Annotated in this window: 19 protein-coding genes; 6 read left to right on the top strand and 13 right to left on the bottom strand. The window is 66.5% G+C overall.

All coding sequences use genetic code 11. The features are described from left to right. Positions 1 to 15 precede the first annotated feature (15 nt). Genes AC1DTF_RS23035 through AC1DTF_RS23015 form a run of 5 tightly spaced genes read left to right on the top strand, consistent with a single transcriptional unit; the run spans position 16 to position 4,045 of the window. Positions 16 to 1,137, top strand: coding sequence for a phosphotransferase (locus AC1DTF_RS23035; RefSeq protein ID WP_477475754.1), 1,122 nt, complete (start codon positions 16 to 18; stop codon positions 1,135 to 1,137). A 25-nt stretch (positions 1,138 to 1,162) separates the two neighbouring features. Continuing rightward, entirely contained in the window at positions 1,163 to 1,702 is a 540-nt protein-coding gene (locus AC1DTF_RS23030; RefSeq protein WP_057168060.1) for a TetR/AcrR family transcriptional regulator, read from the top strand. Between the two features lie 53 nt (positions 1,703 to 1,755). Continuing rightward, the gene (locus AC1DTF_RS23025) at positions 1,756 to 3,240 is read left to right on the top strand and encodes an aldehyde dehydrogenase family protein (RefSeq protein ID WP_477475753.1); all 1,485 of its coding nucleotides are present in this window, start codon (positions 1,756 to 1,758) and stop codon (positions 3,238 to 3,240) included. Continuing rightward, positions 3,240 to 3,632, top strand: a complete 393-nt coding sequence (locus AC1DTF_RS23020) for a nuclear transport factor 2 family protein (RefSeq protein ID WP_477475752.1) — start codon at positions 3,240 to 3,242, stop codon at positions 3,630 to 3,632. Before AC1DTF_RS23025 ends, AC1DTF_RS23020 begins: the two co-directional genes overlap by 1 nt. Continuing rightward, positions 3,629 to 4,045 (top strand): nuclear transport factor 2 family protein, encoded by a 417-nt coding sequence (locus tag AC1DTF_RS23015; protein WP_477475751.1) that lies wholly within the window; start codon positions 3,629 to 3,631, stop codon positions 4,043 to 4,045. The genes AC1DTF_RS23020 and AC1DTF_RS23015 overlap by 4 nt, the downstream gene beginning before the upstream one ends. Before the next feature lie 4 nt (positions 4,046 to 4,049). Here the strand turns inward: AC1DTF_RS23015 and rlmN are convergent, their stop codons facing one another. The 5 genes from rlmN to AC1DTF_RS22990 all read right to left on the bottom strand — a co-directional run bounded on the left by rlmN (position 4,050) and on the right by AC1DTF_RS22990 (position 8,236). Continuing rightward, a complete protein-coding gene (gene rlmN / locus AC1DTF_RS23010) occupies positions 4,050 to 5,147 on the bottom strand; it encodes a dual-specificity RNA methyltransferase RlmN (protein ID WP_057168057.1) in 1,098 nt (365 codons plus the stop codon). 88 nt (positions 5,148 to 5,235) lie between these two features. Beyond that, complete coding sequence (locus AC1DTF_RS23005) at positions 5,236 to 6,105, bottom strand: phosphatidate cytidylyltransferase (protein ID WP_057168056.1); 870 nt, start codon at positions 6,103 to 6,105, stop codon at positions 5,236 to 5,238. Further along, the gene (gene frr / locus AC1DTF_RS23000; protein ID WP_057168055.1) at positions 6,105 to 6,662 is read right to left on the bottom strand and encodes a ribosome recycling factor; all 558 of its coding nucleotides are present in this window, start codon (positions 6,660 to 6,662) and stop codon (positions 6,105 to 6,107) included. The genes AC1DTF_RS23005 and frr overlap by 1 nt, the downstream gene beginning before the upstream one ends. Continuing rightward, complete coding sequence (gene pyrH / locus AC1DTF_RS22995) at positions 6,659 to 7,417, bottom strand: UMP kinase (RefSeq protein ID WP_057168054.1); 759 nt, start codon at positions 7,415 to 7,417, stop codon at positions 6,659 to 6,661. The genes frr and pyrH overlap by 4 nt, the downstream gene beginning before the upstream one ends. 126 nt (positions 7,418 to 7,543) lie before the next feature. Further along, entirely contained in the window at positions 7,544 to 8,236 is a 693-nt protein-coding gene (locus AC1DTF_RS22990; protein ID WP_477475750.1) for a class I SAM-dependent methyltransferase, read from the bottom strand. A 45-nt stretch (positions 8,237 to 8,281) separates the two neighbouring features. Between AC1DTF_RS22990 and AC1DTF_RS22985 the strand changes: the two genes are divergently transcribed. Then, complete coding sequence (locus AC1DTF_RS22985; protein WP_057168052.1) at positions 8,282 to 8,707, top strand: MarR family winged helix-turn-helix transcriptional regulator; 426 nt, start codon at positions 8,282 to 8,284, stop codon at positions 8,705 to 8,707. Between the two features lie 12 nt (positions 8,708 to 8,719). Here the strand turns inward: AC1DTF_RS22985 and AC1DTF_RS22980 are convergent, their stop codons facing one another. From AC1DTF_RS22980 to rpsB, 8 genes are all read right to left on the bottom strand, one after another. Continuing rightward, positions 8,720 to 10,699 carry a primary-amine oxidase gene (locus tag AC1DTF_RS22980; RefSeq protein ID WP_477475749.1) on the bottom strand — a complete coding sequence of 660 codons (1,980 nt, stop codon included), beginning with the start codon at positions 10,697 to 10,699 and terminating at the stop codon, positions 8,720 to 8,722. Next, a complete protein-coding gene (locus tag AC1DTF_RS22975) occupies positions 10,696 to 12,210 on the bottom strand; it encodes an APC family permease (RefSeq protein ID WP_057168050.1) in 1,515 nt (504 codons plus the stop codon). The genes AC1DTF_RS22980 and AC1DTF_RS22975 overlap by 4 nt, the downstream gene beginning before the upstream one ends. Continuing rightward, positions 12,207 to 12,926, bottom strand: coding sequence for an ABC transporter ATP-binding protein (locus AC1DTF_RS22970; protein WP_477475748.1), 720 nt, complete (start codon positions 12,924 to 12,926; stop codon positions 12,207 to 12,209). The genes AC1DTF_RS22975 and AC1DTF_RS22970 overlap by 4 nt, the downstream gene beginning before the upstream one ends. A 2-nt stretch (positions 12,927 to 12,928) precedes the next feature. Then, positions 12,929 to 13,492 (bottom strand): FtsX-like permease family protein, encoded by a 564-nt coding sequence (locus tag AC1DTF_RS22965; RefSeq protein WP_057168048.1) that lies wholly within the window; start codon positions 13,490 to 13,492, stop codon positions 12,929 to 12,931. 33 nt (positions 13,493 to 13,525) lie between these two features. Beyond that, positions 13,526 to 14,698 (bottom strand): ABC transporter permease, encoded by a 1,173-nt coding sequence (locus AC1DTF_RS22960; protein ID WP_477475757.1) that lies wholly within the window; start codon positions 14,696 to 14,698, stop codon positions 13,526 to 13,528. 109 nt (positions 14,699 to 14,807) lie between these two features. Next, positions 14,808 to 16,202: an amidase gene (locus AC1DTF_RS22955; protein ID WP_477475747.1), complete on the bottom strand. Its 1,395-nt coding sequence runs from the start codon at positions 16,200 to 16,202 to the stop codon at positions 14,808 to 14,810. Between the two features lie 93 nt (positions 16,203 to 16,295). Then, entirely contained in the window at positions 16,296 to 17,111 is an 816-nt protein-coding gene (tsf, locus tag AC1DTF_RS22950) for a translation elongation factor Ts (RefSeq protein ID WP_477475746.1), read from the bottom strand. Between the two features lie 20 nt (positions 17,112 to 17,131). Then, positions 17,132 to 17,959, bottom strand: a complete 828-nt coding sequence (rpsB, locus tag AC1DTF_RS22945) for a 30S ribosomal protein S2 (protein WP_057168044.1) — start codon at positions 17,957 to 17,959, stop codon at positions 17,132 to 17,134. Positions 17,960 to 18,215 lie beyond the last annotated feature (256 nt).

Genomic DNA, 18,215 nt, shown 5'->3' with positions numbered 1-18,215 from the left:
TTGTAAGCTTGCACGATGCCTCCGCAGGTCAGCAGCGTCGCCCCGGTGTTCGGTCTGGCCGCACATCTCGGTCGCGGCATGCAACGTATCGCAACCGACGCCGTCTTCGGGCGGGCGCGCGCGATCCCCCGTCACATCAGCGGTCTGGACGCGGCCTACCTGTCCACCCTGCTGGGGCGCAGCGTCACCTCGGTGTCCCTGCTCGACGGCGACGCCGGCACCTCGTCGCGAGCCCGGCTCGCGCTGACCGGTACCGATGTGCCCGCCTCGGTGTTCGTCAAGATGCCCGCCGAAACCGCGGCCACCCGGCTGATGGGCGAGCTGGGCCGGCTCGCCGACACCGAGGTCCGGTTCTACCGGGAGCTGTCCGGTCAACTCGACGATGTGCCCACCTGCCACGGCGCCACCTTCGATCCCCTCACCGGACGATTTGTGTTGGTGCTGGAGGATCTGGCGGTCCATGCCTGTGAATTCCCCGACACTCTGCATCCACTGGACCCGGACCGCGCGGCGCTGATCGTGGAACTGCTGGCGCGGGTGCACGCCACCTTCTGGCGGCGGCTCGACCCCTACCCCTGGGTGTACACGGCGTCGGCCGATGCGACCTCGCTGCTGACCGGCTCACTGGCCAACGCCTCGGCGCGCCGGCTGGAGGGCAGGACCTCGATACCGGTCCGCACGGGCCAGTTCATCAACGACAACTACCGGGCAGCGGCCACCCTGATCGACCGGGGCCCGCATACCGTCATGCACGGCGACGCGCACCCGGGAAATGTCTACTTCCGCAACGGAAAAGCAGGCCTGCTCGACTGGCAGGCGGTGCGGCGCGGGCATCCGTCCCGCGAGCTGTCCTACACCTTGATCACCAGCATGACCACCGACTCGCGGGTGGAGAACCAGCGCGAACTGCTCGACGTGTACCGGGCCGCGCTGGCCGCCGCGGGCGGCCCCGAGATCGACCGCGACGAACTGTGGCAGCGGTACCGCCAGTCGGCGCTGTACGCCTATATCGCGACCCTGATCACCGCCGGCATGGGCGGCATGCAGGACGAGAACATCGCCCTCGAGGGGCTCGGCCGGGCGGTGGCCGCGCTGGAGGATCTCGACACGGTTTACGCGCTGAAGGCCTCTTTGTGATGGCACAACCACTACCATCGGTACCGTGAACAAGCCCCTTTCCGCGCACACCGACGCCGCAGAGGACACCTCGACGCGGCGCCGGATCCTGGCCGCGACGGCCGAGGTGCTCGGGCGCAGCGGGCAGACGAAGTTGAGTCTGTCCGAGGTGGCGCTACAGGCCGGGGTCTCCCGGCCCACGCTGTACCGCTGGTTCGCCTCCAAGGAGGAACTGCTCGGCGCGTTCGGGGTCTACGAGCGTGAGATGTTCGACACCGGGATCAGCACCGCCACCGCCGGCCTGCGCGGCACCGAAAAACTGGACGCCGCACTGCGATTCATCGTCGAGTACCAGCAGTCCTACTCCGGGGTCCGGGTCGTCGACATCGAGCCAGAGGTCGTGATTGCCCAGCTGACCCACGTGATCCCGGTGATGCGGGCACGTCTGCTCAAATTGCTCTCCGGGGCCAATGCCCAGGTGAAGGCGTCCACCGCGATCCGGGTGGCGATCTCGCACTACATCGTCCGTAGCGACGACGAAGGACAGTTCCTCGCGCAATTGCGGCACGCCGTCGGCATCAAGTAACCGATTCGGCCCAAGGGGCTGACACTGCCGCGCCGATTTGTAATGCTGAGCAGATGACCAGCGTGCAGAGTGACACAGGAGTCCTGGCCGGCGAACAACGCATGCTCATCGACGGGGAGCTCCAGCTCACCGCCAGCGGAGCGCTGTTCGACGTGATCCACCCCGCCGACGAGCAGGTGGCCGGCCAGGCCACCGACGGCACCACCGACGACATGGCGCGCGCGGTCGGCGCGGCGCGGCGCGCCTTCGACGAGACCGACTGGAGCCGCGACCTCGATTTCCGTCACCACTGCCTGACCCAGCTGCACGAGGCCCTGGAGCGCAACAAGGAACATCTGCGCCGGGTGCTCATCACCGAGGTGGGCTGTCCGGTGAAGGTCACCGGCAGCCAGATCGAGAGCCCGATCGAAGAGGTGAAGCACTGGGCCGAGCACGGCAAGAACTTCGAGTACCTGACCGACAACGGCGTGCACGAGACGCCGATGGGGCCGGCCCGGCGCAAGATCCACTACGAGGCCGTCGGCGTCGTCGGCGCCATCACCCCGTGGAACGTGCCGTTCTACCTCAACATCGCCGAGACGGTGCCCGCCTTGATGGCGGGCAACACGGTGGTCCTCAAACCCGCGCAACTCACCCCGTGGTCGGGCAGCGAGTACGGCCGCATCGTGGCCGAGGAGACCGATATCCCGCCCGGCGTGTTCAACGTGGTGGTCTCGAATGCCAACGAGGTGGGCGCCGCGCTGGCCGCCGACCCGCGGGTGGACATGATCACCTTCACCGGCTCGACCGCGACCGGCCGGGCGATCCTGGCCGCGGGTGCGCCGACGGTGAAGAAGACGCTGCTGGAACTCGGCGGTAAGAGCGCGCACATCGTGCTCGACGATGCCGACTTCACCATGGCCCTGCCGATGGCCGCGTTGATGGCCTGCGTGATGAGTGGCCAGTCCTGCATCCTGCCGTCCCGGATTCTGTTGCCGCGCAGCCGCTATGACGAGGGCATCGAGATCATGAAGAACATGATGGAGAACTTCCCGGTGGGCGATCCATGGGATCCGGCGAACATGCAGGGCCCGCAGATCAGCGAGACGCAGCGGCAGAAGGTGCTCGGTCTGGTCAAGAGCGCCGTCGAGTCCGGTGCCCGGCTGGTCACCGGCGGCGGTGTGCCGGAAAAGCTGCCGGTGGGCTACTACACCCAGGCCACCCTGCTCGCCGATGTCGATCCGGACAGCCAGATCGCTCAGGAAGAGGTCTTCGGACCGGTGCTGGCCGTCATCCCCTACGACGGTGACGACGAGGCCGTCGCGATCGCCAACAACTCCATCTACGGGCTGTCCGGGGAGGTCAGCGGCGGCGATCTGGACCGGGCGTTCGCGGTCGCCACCCGGATGCGCACCGGCAACGTCACCATCAACGGCAAGAGCCACTTCGGCATCGACAGCCCGTTCGGCGGCACCAAGCAGAGCGGGCTGGGCTACCGCAACGGCGCGGAGGGATACAAGGAGTACCTGGACGCCAAGACCATCGGCATGCCCGAATAGTGTCGGTCACCGACGAACTGGAGATCGAGGCCCTGCTGAGCCGGTATTGCCGCGCGGTGGATTCCAAGGACTGGGCGTCCTACCGCGCATTGTTCACCGACGATGCACGGGTCGACTATTCGGCGGCCGGCCTGGTGGTCGGGACGGTGGAGGACGCGGTCGGCTATCTCGGGCGCCATCAGGGCTCGCTCTCGGTGGGCATGCACTACGTCACCAATGTCGAGAGCACCGTCGAGCGGGATCGCGCACAGACAAGTGCCATGTGGTTCAACGCCGTTGCGCTTCCCGGCTCGGATGAGATCACCTATTTCGCCGGCCGCTGGCATGACGATCTGGTGCGCACCGCGGCCGGCTGGCGCATCTGCAATCTACGACTGGAGGTGGCCAGATGAGCTGGGCCGAAGACCAACTGGAGATCCGGGCGCTGCTGGCCCGCTATGCCCGCGGGGTGGACACCAAGGACTGGGAGCTCTACCGCTCGGTCTTCACCGAGGACGCGCATATCGACTACACCTCGGCGGGCGCGATCGCGGGTGGCCGCGAGGAGGTGATCGACTGGCTCTCAGCGGGTTTCGCGACGATTCCGTGGAGCATGCATTACATCACCAACGTCGAGGCCGATATCGACGGGGATGTCGCACAGGTGCAGGCCATGTTCTACAACCCGATGCAGCTGCCCGGGATGGCGACCCAGAGCGCCTGCGGCGGTTACTACTATCACGAACTGGTGCGCACCACCGACGGGTGGCGCAGCCGGAGCCTGCGCGAGGAGAACGTCTGGTTCAGCAACCCGCCGGCACGGTGAGGGCTCAGCCCTCGGCCGCCAACTGTCCGCAGGCCGCCGCGATCTCGCGGCCACGGGTGTCACGCACCGTGCAGGACACGCCCTTGGCGATGACGCGTTTCACGAATTCGCGCTCGACGGGTTTGGGGCTGGCGTCCCATTCACTGCCCGGGGTCGGGTTCAGCGGGATGAGGTTGACGTGCACCAGCGGCCCCAGCTTGCTGTGCAGCTTTTTGCCGAGCAGGTCGGCGCGCCAGGGCTGGTCGTTCACGTCGCGGATCAACGCGTACTCGATGGACACCCGCCGGCCGGTGCTGTCGGCGTAGTAGCGCGCGGCATCGAGCACCTCGTCGACGCTCCAGCGGTTGTTCACCGGCACCAGGGTGTCGCGCAGTTCGTCATCGGGGGTGTGCAGCGAGACCGCCAGTGTCACGCCGAGACGCTCATCGGCCAGCTTGCGGATCGCCGGAGCCAGCCCGACCGTGGAGACCGTGACGGAGCGGGCGCTGATCCCGAAACCTTCCGGCGGCGCAGCGATGATGCGCTTCACGGCGGCCAGCACCCGGTTGTAGTTGGCCAGCGGCTCCCCCATGCCCATGAAGACGATGTTGGAGAGCCGGCCGTCATGCTCGGAGCGCATGGCCGCAGACGCGGCCCGCACCTGCTCCAGGATCTCGGCGGTGGACAGGTTGCGCTGCAGCCCGCCCTGCCCCGTCGCGCAGAACGGGCAGGCCATCCCGCAGCCGGCTTGTGACGAGATGCACACGGTGTTGCGCTGCGGATAGCGCATGAGCACCGACTCGAAGGTGCTGCCGTCGACCGCCCGCCACAACGTTTTTCGGGTCTCCCCCGCGTCGCACTGGATCTCTTTGGCGGGCTCGATGAGGCTGGGAAACAGCGCTCCGGCGACCTGGTCGCGCACCGCGGCCGGCAGGTCGGTCATCTGCCGGGGGTCGGCGATGAGCCGCCCGTAGTACTGGTTGGCCAGCTGTTTCGCCCGGAACTTGGGCAGTCCCAGCTCGGCAACGGCGGCGGCACGGCCGTCGGCATCGAGGTCGGCGAGATGCCGCGGCGGCAGAGCGCGTCGCGGGGCGTCGAAAACGAGCGGAAGGGAGATGGCCATGATGTCCCACCAGTATCTCACCGCGGACGGTGTGGCCACGAATCCTGGGGATCTATGTTCGGCGGGCAGGAGCGCAGCGACCCGGGGATCAGGTCAGTACGGTGAGCACGATCCAGGTGGCCACCGCGGACGGCAGCACCGAATCGAGGCGGTCCATCAGGCCGCCGTGCCCGGGCAGCAGGGTGCCCATGTCCTTGATGCCCAGATCGCGCTTGACCTGAGACTCGACCAGATCACCGAGGGTGCCCGTGACGACCAGCATGATGCCCAGTGGGATACCCACCCAGGCCGGCTGGTCCAGCAGGTACTGCACCGTCAGCACCGACACCGCGATGCCCAGCACCAGTGAGCCCACCAGCCCTTCCCAGGACTTCTTGGGGCTGATGGCGGGCACCATGGGGTGCTTACCGAACAACACGCCCGCGGCGTACCCGCCGACGTCGGAGGCGACCACGCCCAGCATCAGGCAGAACACCTGACCGGCGCCGTCCTCCGGGTAGATCAGCAGCGCACCGAAGGCGCCGAACAGCGGAATCCACGCGGCCAGGAAGACCGTCACCGCGACATCGCGCAGGTAGTTGGTGGGCGCGGCGCTCAGACCGCCGCTGACCAGCCGCCAGATCAGGCACAGCACCACGGTTGCGCCGAACGCGCCCAGCGCACCGGTGGCGCCGTAGGGCCAGGTCAGCCAGACGATCGCCTGCCCGCCCAGGAGCAGCGGGATCACCGGGATGGAGAACCCGCCGTCCCGCAGGCGGCGCACCACCTCGTGGGTGGCGACCGCCATCGCCGCGGCGACGACACCCACCCAGACCAGCGGTGCGAACAGCAGGATGGCGATGAGGGATCCGCCGAGGAGGGCGCCGACCGCGATGGCGGCCGGCAGGTCGCGACCTGCGCGCGAAGTTTTCTTCGGTGGTTCGGGGTCTACCACTGGACTGCCCTGCTGAAAGGTCATCAGACCTCCAACAGCTCGCCTTCTTTGTGTTTGACCAGCTCGTCGATCTGCGTCGTGTACTGCCCGGTGCTCTTGTCGAGATCCTTCTCGGCGCGCCCCACCTCGTCCTCGCCGGCCTCGCCGTCCTTCTTGATCCGGGCCAGTTCTTCCATCGCCTTGCGGCGGATGTTGCGGATCGAGACCTTGGCGTCCTCGCCCTTGGACTTCGCCTGCTTGACCAGTTCGCGGCGGCGTTCCTCGGTGAGCTGCGGCACCGAGATCCGGATGACGTTGCCGTCATTCGACGGGTTGACACCGAGGTCCGAGTTGCGGATGGCGTCCTCGATCGGCTTGAGCTGGCTGGCCTCGTAGGGCTTGATGACGACCAGGCGCGCCTCGGGGACGTTGATGCTCGACAGCTGGGTGATCGGCGTCGGTGAACCGTAGTACTCGATGTTCAGCCGGGAGAACATGCCCGGGTTGGCCCGGCCGGTGCGGATCGACGACAGGTCGTCGCGCGCCACCGTCACCGCTTTCTCCATCTTCTCTTCAGCGTCGAAGAGGGTTTCGTCGATCACGGTGTCTCCTTGTCCGTGGTGACCAGTGTTCCGATCTTCTCACCTGCCACCGCTCGGGCGATATTTCCGTCGGTGAGGAGATTGAACACGAGGATCGGCATGCCGTTGTCCATACAGAGGCTGAATGCGGTGGAATCGGCGACCTGCAGTCCCTGATCGATCACCTCGCGGTGGGTGATCGCGGTCAGCAGCTTGGCATCGGGATTCTTGCGGGGGTCGTCGGTGAACACCCCGTCGACGGCCTTCGCCATCAGCACCACTTCGGCACCGATCTCCAGGGCGCGCTGGGCGGCGGTGGTGTCGGTGGAGAAGTAGGGCAGGCCCATACCGGCGCCGAAGATGACGACGCGGCCCTTCTCCAGGTGCCGTCGGGCGCGCAGCGGGATGTAGGGTTCGGCGACCTGACCCATGGTGATGGCGGTCTGCACGCGGGTGTCGATGCCTTCCTTTTGCAGGAAGTCCTGCAGCGCAAGGCTGTTCATGACGGTACCGAGCATGCCCATGTAGTCGCTGCGGGTGCGTTCCATGCCCCGCTGCTGCAGCTGGGCACCGCGGAAGAAGTTTCCGCCGCCGATGACGACGGCCACCTGGGCGCCGGCGCGCACGACGTCGGCGATCTGGCGGGCCACCAGGGCCACGACATCGGGGTCCAGACCGACCTGTCCACCACCGAACATCTCGCCACCGAGCTTCAGCAGCACACGTGAGTACGCGGGCCGGATGACTCCCGGGCCGGCCTTGTCTGGCTCCGCCATCAGACTCCTTGCTGTCCCGACACAGAATCGCCACCCAGGCGATTCCGCACGGACGGCGTCACCAATCCTGCCTCATCACAGCGCCCTGGCCACGTCCGGGTCGCCGGGGCGCGCCGGTCGGCGCGATCAGCCCAGGTGCGCAGCCAGCAACCACGCCCCCACCGACCTGCGGCCGTTGCCCTCATCGCGGATGTCGTTACCGGCGAAGACGCCGGCGTTGACCACCTCATCGGGCAGGTTGGCGTGGATGCGGGCGGCCCGGATCTCGTCGATCTGCCAGTACTTGCCGACCACCTCACGCAGTTCGTCGGCGGTCACCGCGTTGATCGGTCCGCCGGCGGGTACCGCTGCGGCGTCGAACACGAGCACGAAGTAGGAGGCTCCGGGCGCGGCCGCACGCACGATGGACTGCTGGTATCCCTCGCGCAGTTCCACCGGCATGGAGTGGAACAGCGTGCTGTCGATGATGGTGCCGAACCGGCCGTCGTAGCCGGTGAAGGCGCTGATGTCGGCGACCTCGAAGGTGACGTTGTCCAGGCCGCGGGTGGCGGCTTCGGCGCGGGCCAGCTCGATGGCCGTCGGGGACATGTCCAGGCCCACGGCGGTGAACCCGCGTTCGGCCAGCGTCAGCGCGGTGGCGGCCTCGCCGCATCCGGCGTCGAGGACGTCGCCGTGCACCTTGCCCGCGTCGATCAATGCGGCGATCTCGGGTTGCGGAGCACCGATGCTCCACGGCGGACGGGCGCCCTCGAACTCCGGAGCGTCGCCGCGGTAGGCGGATTCGAACATTTCCCCATGCGATGGCTGTGGTCTGGTCATCACTCCGGTATATCAATCTGGTTGATATGTGTCAATATTGTTGACATGGCTGAGCCCCTGCACGACCAGCCGCTCGGCTATCTCCTGCACCGGGTGGCACAAACGCTGCGCACCGAGGTCACCACCATTGTGCTGGAGCCTCTGGAACTGAGCTTCCCGCAATACATCTGCATGCGGATCCTGTCCAAGGCCCCGGGGCGCTCGAATGCCGAACTGGCCCGCGATCTCGCGGTGTCGCCGCAGGCGATGAACATGGTGCTGCGCGGGTTGCAGAGCCGCGGGTTGGTATCGCGGCCGACGAGTGTCTCGTCCGGCCGGGCGCTACCCGCACAGCTGACCCGCGAAGGCCTGGCGCTGCTCAAGCGCACCGACGCCGGGGTGCGCGCCGCGGAGACCCGCGTGCTCGGACATGTCAGTGACGGCGACCGGGATGCGCTCAAACGCATCCTGGCCGCCGTCGGCACCGACTGATCCCGTTCAGACCTAGTGCCCGTGACAGGCCTTCGGTGGTGACGGTGGCAGATCCAGCGCCGGGTTTCCGTCGAAGAAACCGATCGGCTTGAGGTGGAAACCGGTGTACGCGCACGGCATCACCGGCCAGTCCTCCGGTCGTACGATGTGATGCGCGCCCAGGGTGTACCAGAGCACCACGTCACTGTCCTCCAGCGGCGCATCGTCGGCGACGAAGTCCGGCAGCCCCTGCACATCGGCCGATTGGTACATGTAGTCCCCGGCGGCGAATTTCTCGGCCGGGTCGTACTTGGTGACCCAGAGGTTGTGCTGCAGGAACCGGGCGCGGTCGTAGATGTAGGAGCCCTCCTGCACCATCACCGGCACGACATCCTTGGGTACCAGCTTGTAGGCCACCGGGATGCCGAGCTCGTTCTTCTTCGACGGATTGGTCACCTTCCAATACCGGCCGGTGGACCAGTTCCAGTCGCGCGCACCGTCGGACTCGGATGCCACGAGCGTGTCCCGGGTGATCCAGGCGTTGTGGTGCGGGTTGAGCTCCGGGTCCGGCTCGGGAATCGAATCCACCTCGTAGACACTGTTTCCCGTGCCGTCGACGCTCATGTCGAGCCGGAAGTTGAAGAAGTGCTGGTGATTCGGGCCGTAGATGCCGGGTGCGACCATCTTTCCCCAGCGCGGCTGTTCCCCGGATTCGACTTCGACCGCACCGGTGGTGAGCACCCCCGACAACTTCACCTCGACCTCGATCGAGGCGTCGTTGTAGAAGTACCAGAAGAACCCGTACTCGTAGTTGCCGACGGTGCAGATCATCGAGACGACCAGCCGCCGCGATCGACGTACCTCGACCTCACCGGTGCGGAAGTCGGTGTGCTTCCAGGAGATGCCGAAGTCCTCCTCGTGCATACAGATGGCGTTCGGGATGGTGACGGCATTGCCGTCGGAGTCGTTGACCGTACCGTCGAAGTAGTGGATCTCGCCGAGACAGTCGCACCCCAGGGTGAGCGGGTTGGCCGAGAAGCCCATCCCGACCTCACCCATGTCGAACACGTTCTTGTTCCAGTGCGTCGGCGCCGTGTCGCCGTAGGGCACCACCATCTCCGACAGCGATCCCCGATACAGGATGGGACGCGTCTGACCGCGGTCGGTGTAGGTGACCTCGTGCAGGGTGATGCCCTCGCGGGGATTGAAGCCGATCCGCAGAGACCACTTCTGCCACTGCACCTTCCACCCGTCCACGGTGAAGCTCGGACCGTCGGGCTGGGTGATCTCGATGGGCTTGACATCGTCGCGGAACTCGGTGAACGCCGGCCGGTTGTTCTCGTCGAACATGAACCTCGGGTCGTAGTTGCCCGCTGTCGGGGGCAGCGGCACCACCCCGTGGTCCTCGATGTCGAGGACCACCATTTTGTCCAGGTCGAAGGTGACGATCAGACCCTCGACGGGGCGCGCGTAGCCGTGCTCGGAGGGCGCTGCCCGCATGAACGTCAGCGGACGGCAGATCAGCGGAGAGTTGTCGTAGTGGTCTCCGGCTCCGTAATAGCCTGCGGGCCAGGGATCGATCATCGCCAGACTGAAGTCGGTGACGCCGCGTCTACGCATTGCCTCCTGCCAGCGCGGATCCTCCCGGACCTTTTCCTCCACCCCGGTCATGTGTTCGACGAGATAGGACGGGAAGCGCCCGGGGATCAGCGTCCAGGATTCGATGACGCGCGCATCGATATCGACGACGGCCTCGTAGATCATCTTGGCCGCGGCGTCGTACATCGTGGCGAACACCTGCCGCGGTACCTGAGCGCCTTCGAATGTCAGGGCGGCGGTCTTGGCAGGTTCCGCCAGGCTGATCATCACGAACTTCAGCGTCGGTGTCGCATAGTCGGATCCGGTGATGACGGCGGCGGCCGCCTCGATCTCGGCGCCGGACAGCGGATCGAGGGGGTACCGAGTGGCGTCCTCGGTGAGTTCGGCACTCAGCACGGTGCTGTCCATCGTCATGTGGTGGTGTCCTCCGCTTCTTTCTTGGTGAGGTCGAAAACGGCCAGGTGGGCCAGTGCGTCGTCCTGGGAGACCTTGTGCGCCGAGCGGCGCCCGAAGATGTAGACGGTCAGGCCGAGCGCGAACATGCCCAGGCTGATGCATCCCACCCAGGTCATCCAGGTCGCCTGCGGCACATCGATCCACGGGGTGACGAACGAGTAGTAGATGCCACCAACAGTGGCCAGCGACCCGACGATGACCGTGAGCCACACGCCCACCATCCCGCCGGGAATCCGCCAGAACGTCTCGGCGGCATAGCGATCGGCGTACCGTTTGCGCGCCACGACCACCGGGACCAGGAAGAAGAACCCGGACAACAGCCATACGGTACTCAGGCCGCCCTGCAGGTAGACCGTCACGTTGGCCATGCTGCTCTGCGAGTACAGCCCCACCAGGATCAGTGAGGACAGCACGCCCTGGATCAGGATGGCCGTCACCGGGTTACGGGTCCGCGGATTCAGGTGGGTGAAGATGCGGGGCAGATGGCGCTCCAGTCCGGAAACGAAGATCAACCGGGAGTAGGCCACCTGGTAGGTCATCAGCGCGACGATGATGATGAACGCCAATACGACGGCGCCGATCTCCATCAATCCCGGGAAGCCCGCGACATCGAGCATGCCGATCACACCGGTCACCGGATCGATCTGATCCCCCGGCAGCGCCATCATGGTGCCGAGTGTGGTGAGCAGGTAGATCGCGACCAGCGCGGCCGACCCCCACAGGATCATCTTCGGGCCGCTCTTGCGGACCGAGAGGAACTCCGCGCCCATGTTGTAGGGGGTCTCCACACCCAGCAGGTACAACAGCACCGTGCCGTACAGGAAGCCGGCCACGGCGAAGTTGGGAATGGTGGCCTCGGCCCAGCTGAACGGTGTCGCCGAGCCATTGTTGACGGCGAACAGCAGACCCGAGATGAAGATGGTCAGTGTCAGTACGCCGTAGACGACGAAGACGATGTTCATGATCTTCTGGTTCGCCGCGAGTTTGGCCAGCGCCAGACCGATCACGGTCCACAGGATGACCAACTGCAGGATGATGCTCGCCGTAAGCCCGATCTCGGTGTGGAAGGCCAGCAACAGCAACTGTAGAACGATCGCAGGCGAGGATGCCGCGTTCAGGATCACCGGCACCCAGGACAGGTACCCGCCGATGAAGCCCCACGTCTCCCCCATGGTGCGGGTCGCCCAGATGTACACACCACCCTGGCCCGGCCACAGGTTGCCGAGTTCGACGACCGCCATGCCGGCGGGGACCAGGAAGGTCAGGATGCCCAGCACCCACATCGGGATTGCGGTCCAACCACCGCCGGCCATCACCGAGGATCCGGTGATCCAGCAGATGATGAACACGTATGCGGCGGTGAGGCCGAACGTGGTCATCACCTTGGGCAGGATCTGTTCGGGGACAAGCTCTGTGGTCATGAGCTTGTCGCGGTCCACTGTTGTCGGCGCCTCTAACTCTGCAGTCATACGATCTGTCCGTCCTTCATTCGAACGACACGGCTCGCTTCGTCGGCCACCGTAGGGTCATGGGTGCTGGCGACGACGGTGACACCGAGCGTCGAGCACAGGTCGCGCAGCATGCGCACCACCGTCTCCCCCGTACGGTGGTCCAGGTTGGCCGTGGGTTCGTCGGCCAGCACAAGCGTGGGATTGCTGATGAGTGACCGCGCGATGGCGGTGCGCTGCTGTTCGCCGCCGGACATCTTGGTCGGCTGGTGGTGCACCCGATGCCCCAGACCGACGATCTCCAGCAGTTCGGTGGCGCGCCTGCGCAGCGCCTTGCGGTCGTACGGCTCGAACATCAATGGCAGTTCCACGTTTTCGACGGCCGACAGGAACGGGATCAGGTTGTAGCTCTGGAAGATGAACCCGATGGTGTCGTGCCGCAGTGCGGCGAACTGGCTCTCGCTGAGCGTCGCGGTGTCCTGGCCCGCCACCTTCACCGACCCCTTGGTCGGCCGGTCCAGCCCGCCCATGATGTTGAGCAGGGTGGACTTGCCGCTGCCGCTGGGCCCCATCAGACAGACGAATTCCCCTGGCATGACCTGGAGTTCAACGGCGATGAGGGCCTTGACCACCTCATCGCCGAGCTTGTGCAGCTTCCATACGTCGGAGACATCGACGACGGGAGCCGGGGTGGCCGGGGCGTCGACCTTGACGGGGGTTTCGTCTATGGCGGTCATGGTTATCCTCCGCTGCTCAGGGATCGGATCGGTGGCCGCGATGCGGCATTCCAGGTCGGGATGATGCTGGTGGCGACGGCCGCAACGATGCTGACCGCGACCGCGATGGCAGCCCCGAGGGCGAGGCCGCCGACGTCCACGCCGGCGGGTGCGAGCCCGGTGACATCGAGGACGATGCCGGTGAGCACCGCCAGGCCCGCGCCGCCGACCGCACCCGCCACGGCCGCGACGACGGGCTCCACGAGCAGGGCGGCCACCACCGGAAGCCGCGGGATGCCATTGGCGCCAAGGACTCCGAGCTCGCGGGTGCGGTTGGCGACGGTGCGGGTGGTGGCCACGGCCACCTCGACGACACCGACAAGCAGCACCGTCACGGCGATGAGCACCACCGCTGCGCCGATCTCGTCGGCGTTACCGAGTGACGCGGACTGTGCACTGATGCCGTCGGACATCCCGAACACGATGACCACCAGGAAGGCGCCGGTCGCGGTGGTGACGGCGGGCAGGATCATCTCGCGCAGCCGGCGTCGCGCCGACAGCCAACCGTAGGTGAGTCCGTACTTCATCTCAGCTGGACCCTCTCCTCTTCGCGCAGGCGCTCATCGGCCCCCCAGCAGGTCTACGGGCCGCTGCTGCAACAGCCGGTGCACGGGAACCAGCGCGCCGACGATCGCCATGGCGGGGATGAACGCCGCCACCATCCCGGCGGCCTGTCCCCACGCGGTGAGCGTCGCGATTTCCGGGATGACCAGGGCGACAGCCACTCCCGCACCCAGGACACCCACGAGGTAGGCGGTGAGGAAGGTGATGCCGGATTCGACGAGGAAGAAGTACAGCACCTCGTCGGCCAATCCGATGCTGCTCATGATGCCGAACTCGCGTTTGCGTTCGGCGACCGCCGCCAGGAAGGAGGACACCGCGATGACGAACCCCAGGATCAGGCCGATGGTCGAGATCACCCCGAGGGTGGAGCTGGTCACTTTGCCGGAGAACAGCGCCGAGAACTTCTGTTCGAAGGTCAGCGGTCCCGACCCGCCAACCGTGTCGTAGATGAGTCCGGGGCCCGTCGCGTCGGGCTGCACGGATGGGTCGGATGTCGCCGGCAGGCCGGTGGCGGTCCCGAACTCACCCGCGAGGTCGCGGCGGTGCTCTTCACCGGCCGGTGCGGCAACCGTCCACCACCCGTTCTCGCCGACCAGTGAGTAGGCCAGACTTGTTGGCACGGTGATGGATTGACCGCTGCCGGAGATCTCGACGGTCAGTGGCTGACCACCGATGTCCACAGTCGCGCCCGGTGCGATACCGAGCCGGTCAGCCACGCCCGCACCGACGACCGCCCGGCCCGCGGCGACGGCGTCCGCACCGCGTAGCGACACGAGTGACCCGTCAAGGGTGGTGGTCCCCGACAGTGTCCGGGTCGCGGTCCATTCCTGCGGCGGGGAGAAAGTGGGGGCAGGCCCGTCGGCGATCAGCGCCTGGGCGTCCGGGTCGTAGTGCACGCCGCTGGCCGGCACCACCCACAGCTGGGCGTCGCCGAGCACATCGGTGACCGAATCTTCGCCGGTGATGGCGAAACTCGCCGAGATGGTGCGCACGACGGTGACACAGGCGATCGCCAGGGCGATGCCGAGGACGGCTAGCACAAAGCGTTCTGGACGCCGCCGGATGTTCGCGACCGCAAATCGGACAAGGCACCCGAAAGTGTTCCCCGATGTGCGGGCGATCTCCGGTGACCGAACGATTGTGGGTGCGAGGGGCTCCACGAGGAAGATGGTGAGCGCGCCGTGTTTCGTCGAACACGATTCGCGGTATCGGCGGAGTTACGCGAATCCGGTTGCGATTACAACAAGGTGTCCGGCTCGCAACGGATTTCGTCGTGCATCAGTCCTGAATGCGCGCAAACGGGCTGGCCTCTTCGAGCTGGAAGGCCAATTGGAGCAGCCGGCGTTCCTGGCCGGTGGTGGCGCCGAACATCATCCCGATCGGCAGCCCGGCGGCGGATCGGCCCAGCGGCAACGAGATTGCGGGATCTCCGGTGACATTGGTCAGCGGGGTGAATGCGACCCATTCGGTGAGCCGGTCGATGATCTGCTGATAGTCCGCGGTCGGGTCAAGATGCCCGACGGGTGGGGTCACCTCGGCCAGGGTCGGGGTGAGCAGCACGTCGTACTGGTTGCCCAGTCGTGCGGTGATCCTGCGGGTGCGCGACAAGCGCGCGATGGTCAGCGGCATCCGGTGCAGGTTACGGGCGGCCACGTGTTCAAGGCCGAGGGTGAGGTTGTCGAGTTTGTGGCGGTCGAAGCTGGGCCCGAAGGTCTTCTTCCCACCGCGCACCAGGGCGAACGCCAGCAGCGACCAGTACAGCAGGAAGTCGTTGATGAAGGCCCGCGGAATCGGGTTGGCGATCTCGGTGACCCGGTGCCCGAGGCCCTCCAGCAGCGCGGCGGTTTTCAGGGTGGCCTCGCGGATCTCCGGACTGGCCTCGCGGGCAATAGATTCCGTGGTGAACGCGATCGTCAGCGGTCGGTCACCAGGGCCGGTCACGTCGCCGATGGCCGGCATTTTCGGGTTGCGCCACAGTAGTTCGGCCTCCCGGTAGAAGGTCGCGGTGTCGCGCACCGACCGGGTGACGACGCCGTTGGCGACGATGCGCAGCGGCATCTGACGCATCTGCTTGTCCAGCGGCAGCCGGCCGCGTGACGGTTTCAGACCGACCAGACCGTTACAGGCCGCCGGAATTCGGATGGAGCCACCGCCGTCATTGGCGTGCGCGATGGGGACCACCCCGGCGGCCACGAAGGCACCCGAGCCCGACGAGGAGGCACCGGCGGTGTGGTCGGTGTTCCACGGGTTGCGCACGGCGCCGAGGCGGGGATGCTCGGCCGCGGCGCTGAAGCCGAACTCGGAGAGCTGGGTCTTGCCCAGGGCCACCAGCCCGGTGCCCAGGTAGGTGCGCGCAAAATCGCCGTCCGCCGGGGCGGGGCGCGGCGTCCAGGCGTCGGTGCCGTCCATGGTGGGCATGCCGGCGACATCGGCGTTGTCCTTGACGAAGGTGGGCACGCCGGAGAAGAAGCCACCGTGCGGGCGGGCGCCGCGGGCGGTGTCGAAGGCCCGGTAGGCCAGTCCGTTCAGGGCGGGATTGACGGTCTCGGCACGTGCGATGGCGGCCTCGATCACCTCGGCGCGCGATACCGCGCCATTGCGCAGGGCGGCGGCCAGCCCGACCGCGTCCAGGTCACCGAGAGCGTCGTCGCCGAATGCGTGGATGCGTGCCATGCCGCCGACGGTACCAGCACGTACCAGCATGGTCGGCCAAAAGCACAGAACCCCGCGTCACCGAGGTGACGCGGGGTTCTGCTGGGGTCTTACCTAGGCCTGACCGACCTCGAACCGGACGAACCGGGTCACGGTCACGCCGGCCTCGTCGAGCAGCGCCTTGACGGACTTCTTGTTGTCCGACACCGACGGCTGATCGAGCAGCACGACGTCCTTGTAATAGCCGGTGACGCGACCTTCAACGATCTTGGGCAGAGCCTGCTCCGGCTTGCCCTCCTCCTTGGCGGTCTCCTCGGCGATACGACGCTCGTTGGCGACGATGTCCGCCGGAACGTCCTCACGGGTGAGGTACTTGGCCTTCAGCGCGGCGATCTGCAGTGCCACCGCATGCGCGGCGTCCTGCGAGTCGCCGGTGAACTCGACCAGCACGCCCACGGCGGGCGGCAGGTCGGCGGCACGCTTGTGCAGGTAGGTCTCGACCTGACCGTCGAAGTACGCCGCGCGGCGCAGTTCGAGCTTCTCGCCGATCTTGGCCGACAGGTCCGCGATGGCCTGCTCGACGGTGATGTCGCCGATCTTGGCGGCCTTGAGGGCGTCGACGTCGGCAGCCTTGGCGGCTGCGGCGGCGGTGACGACCTGCTCGGCCAACGCCTGGAACTCGGCGTTCTTCGCGACGAAGTCGGTCTCCGAGTTCAGCTCGATCAGTGCGCCGTCCTTGGCTGCCACCAGGCCCTCGGCGGTCGCGCGCTCGGCGCGCTTGCCGACATCCTTGGCACCCTTGATACGCAGCACCTCGACGGCCTTGTCGTAATCGCCGTCACTCTCGGCCAGCGCGTTTTTGCAGTCCATCATTCCTGCGCCGGTCAGCTCCCGCAGTCGCTTGACGTCGGCAGCGGTGTAGTTCGCCATAACAGCTGTCTCCTGGAGATTTAAGAGGCGTCGGTGGTGGGCTCGGCAGCAACGGGGCTGTCGGCGGCGGGGCTGGTCGTGGCTCCCGCCAGCAGCTCCTGCTCCCACTCGGCGAGCGGCTCGACAGCGCCTTCGGCGCCGGCTTCGGTCTTGCCGGCACCGGAACGTGCCTGCAGACCCTCGGCGACCGCGGAGGCGATCACCTTGGTCAGCAGGGCGGCCGAGCGGATCGCGTCGTCGTTACCCGGGATCGGGTAGTCGACCAGGTCGGGATCGCAGTTGGTGTCCAGGATCGCGATGACCGGGATGTTCAGCTTGCGAGCCTCGGCAACCGCCAGGTGCTCCTTGTTGGTGTCGACGACCCAGACGGCCGAGGGAACCTTGGCCATGTCCCGGATACCACCGAGGCTGCGCTCGAGCTTGTTCTTCTCACGCGTGAGCATGAGGATTTCCTTCTTGGTGCGACCTTCGAAGCCACCGGTCTGCTCCATGGCCTCAAGTTCCTTCATCCGCTGAAGGCGCTTGTGCACGGTCTGGAAGTTGGTGAGCATGCCGCCCAGCCAGCGCTGGTTGACGTAGGGCATGCCGACGCGGGTCGCCTCTTCGGCGATGGATTCCTGCGCCTGCTTCTTGGTGCCGACGAACATGACCGATCCACCGTGAGCGACTGTCTCTTTCACGAACTCGTAGGCCGAGTCGATGTAGGTCAGCGTCTGCTGCAGATCGATGATGTAGATGCCGTTGCGGTCGGTGAAGATGAACCGCTTCATCTTGGGATTCCAGCGTCGGGTCTGATGCCCGAAGTGAGCGCCGCTGTCGAGCAGCTGCTTCATGGTTACAACAGCCATGGCTGTGCCTTGCTTTCGTTGTCGGTTGACGTCCGGAATCGGGTGAATCCGGACCCTGGCGACTGCGGCTGCCGGACCCGACTCGGTTTCCCGGATCAGGACCGCCCGGCATGCTGGTTGCAACCTGTGGTGCGGGTTGCGGTGCAGACGCGCGAAGTCAGCCCACGGATGTGAGCTGCGGGAAGAAGTTTACACCGTGGGAACCTGTGCTTTTACCAGCCGAGTAGTGCACAGTCCCCGGTTCATCCACAGTTTG

This window comes from Mycobacterium sp. P4_H6, assembly GCF_056400845.1.
The sequence above is the reverse complement of the archived record's forward strand: the minus strand, read 5'-3'. Positions and strand labels throughout refer to the sequence as shown.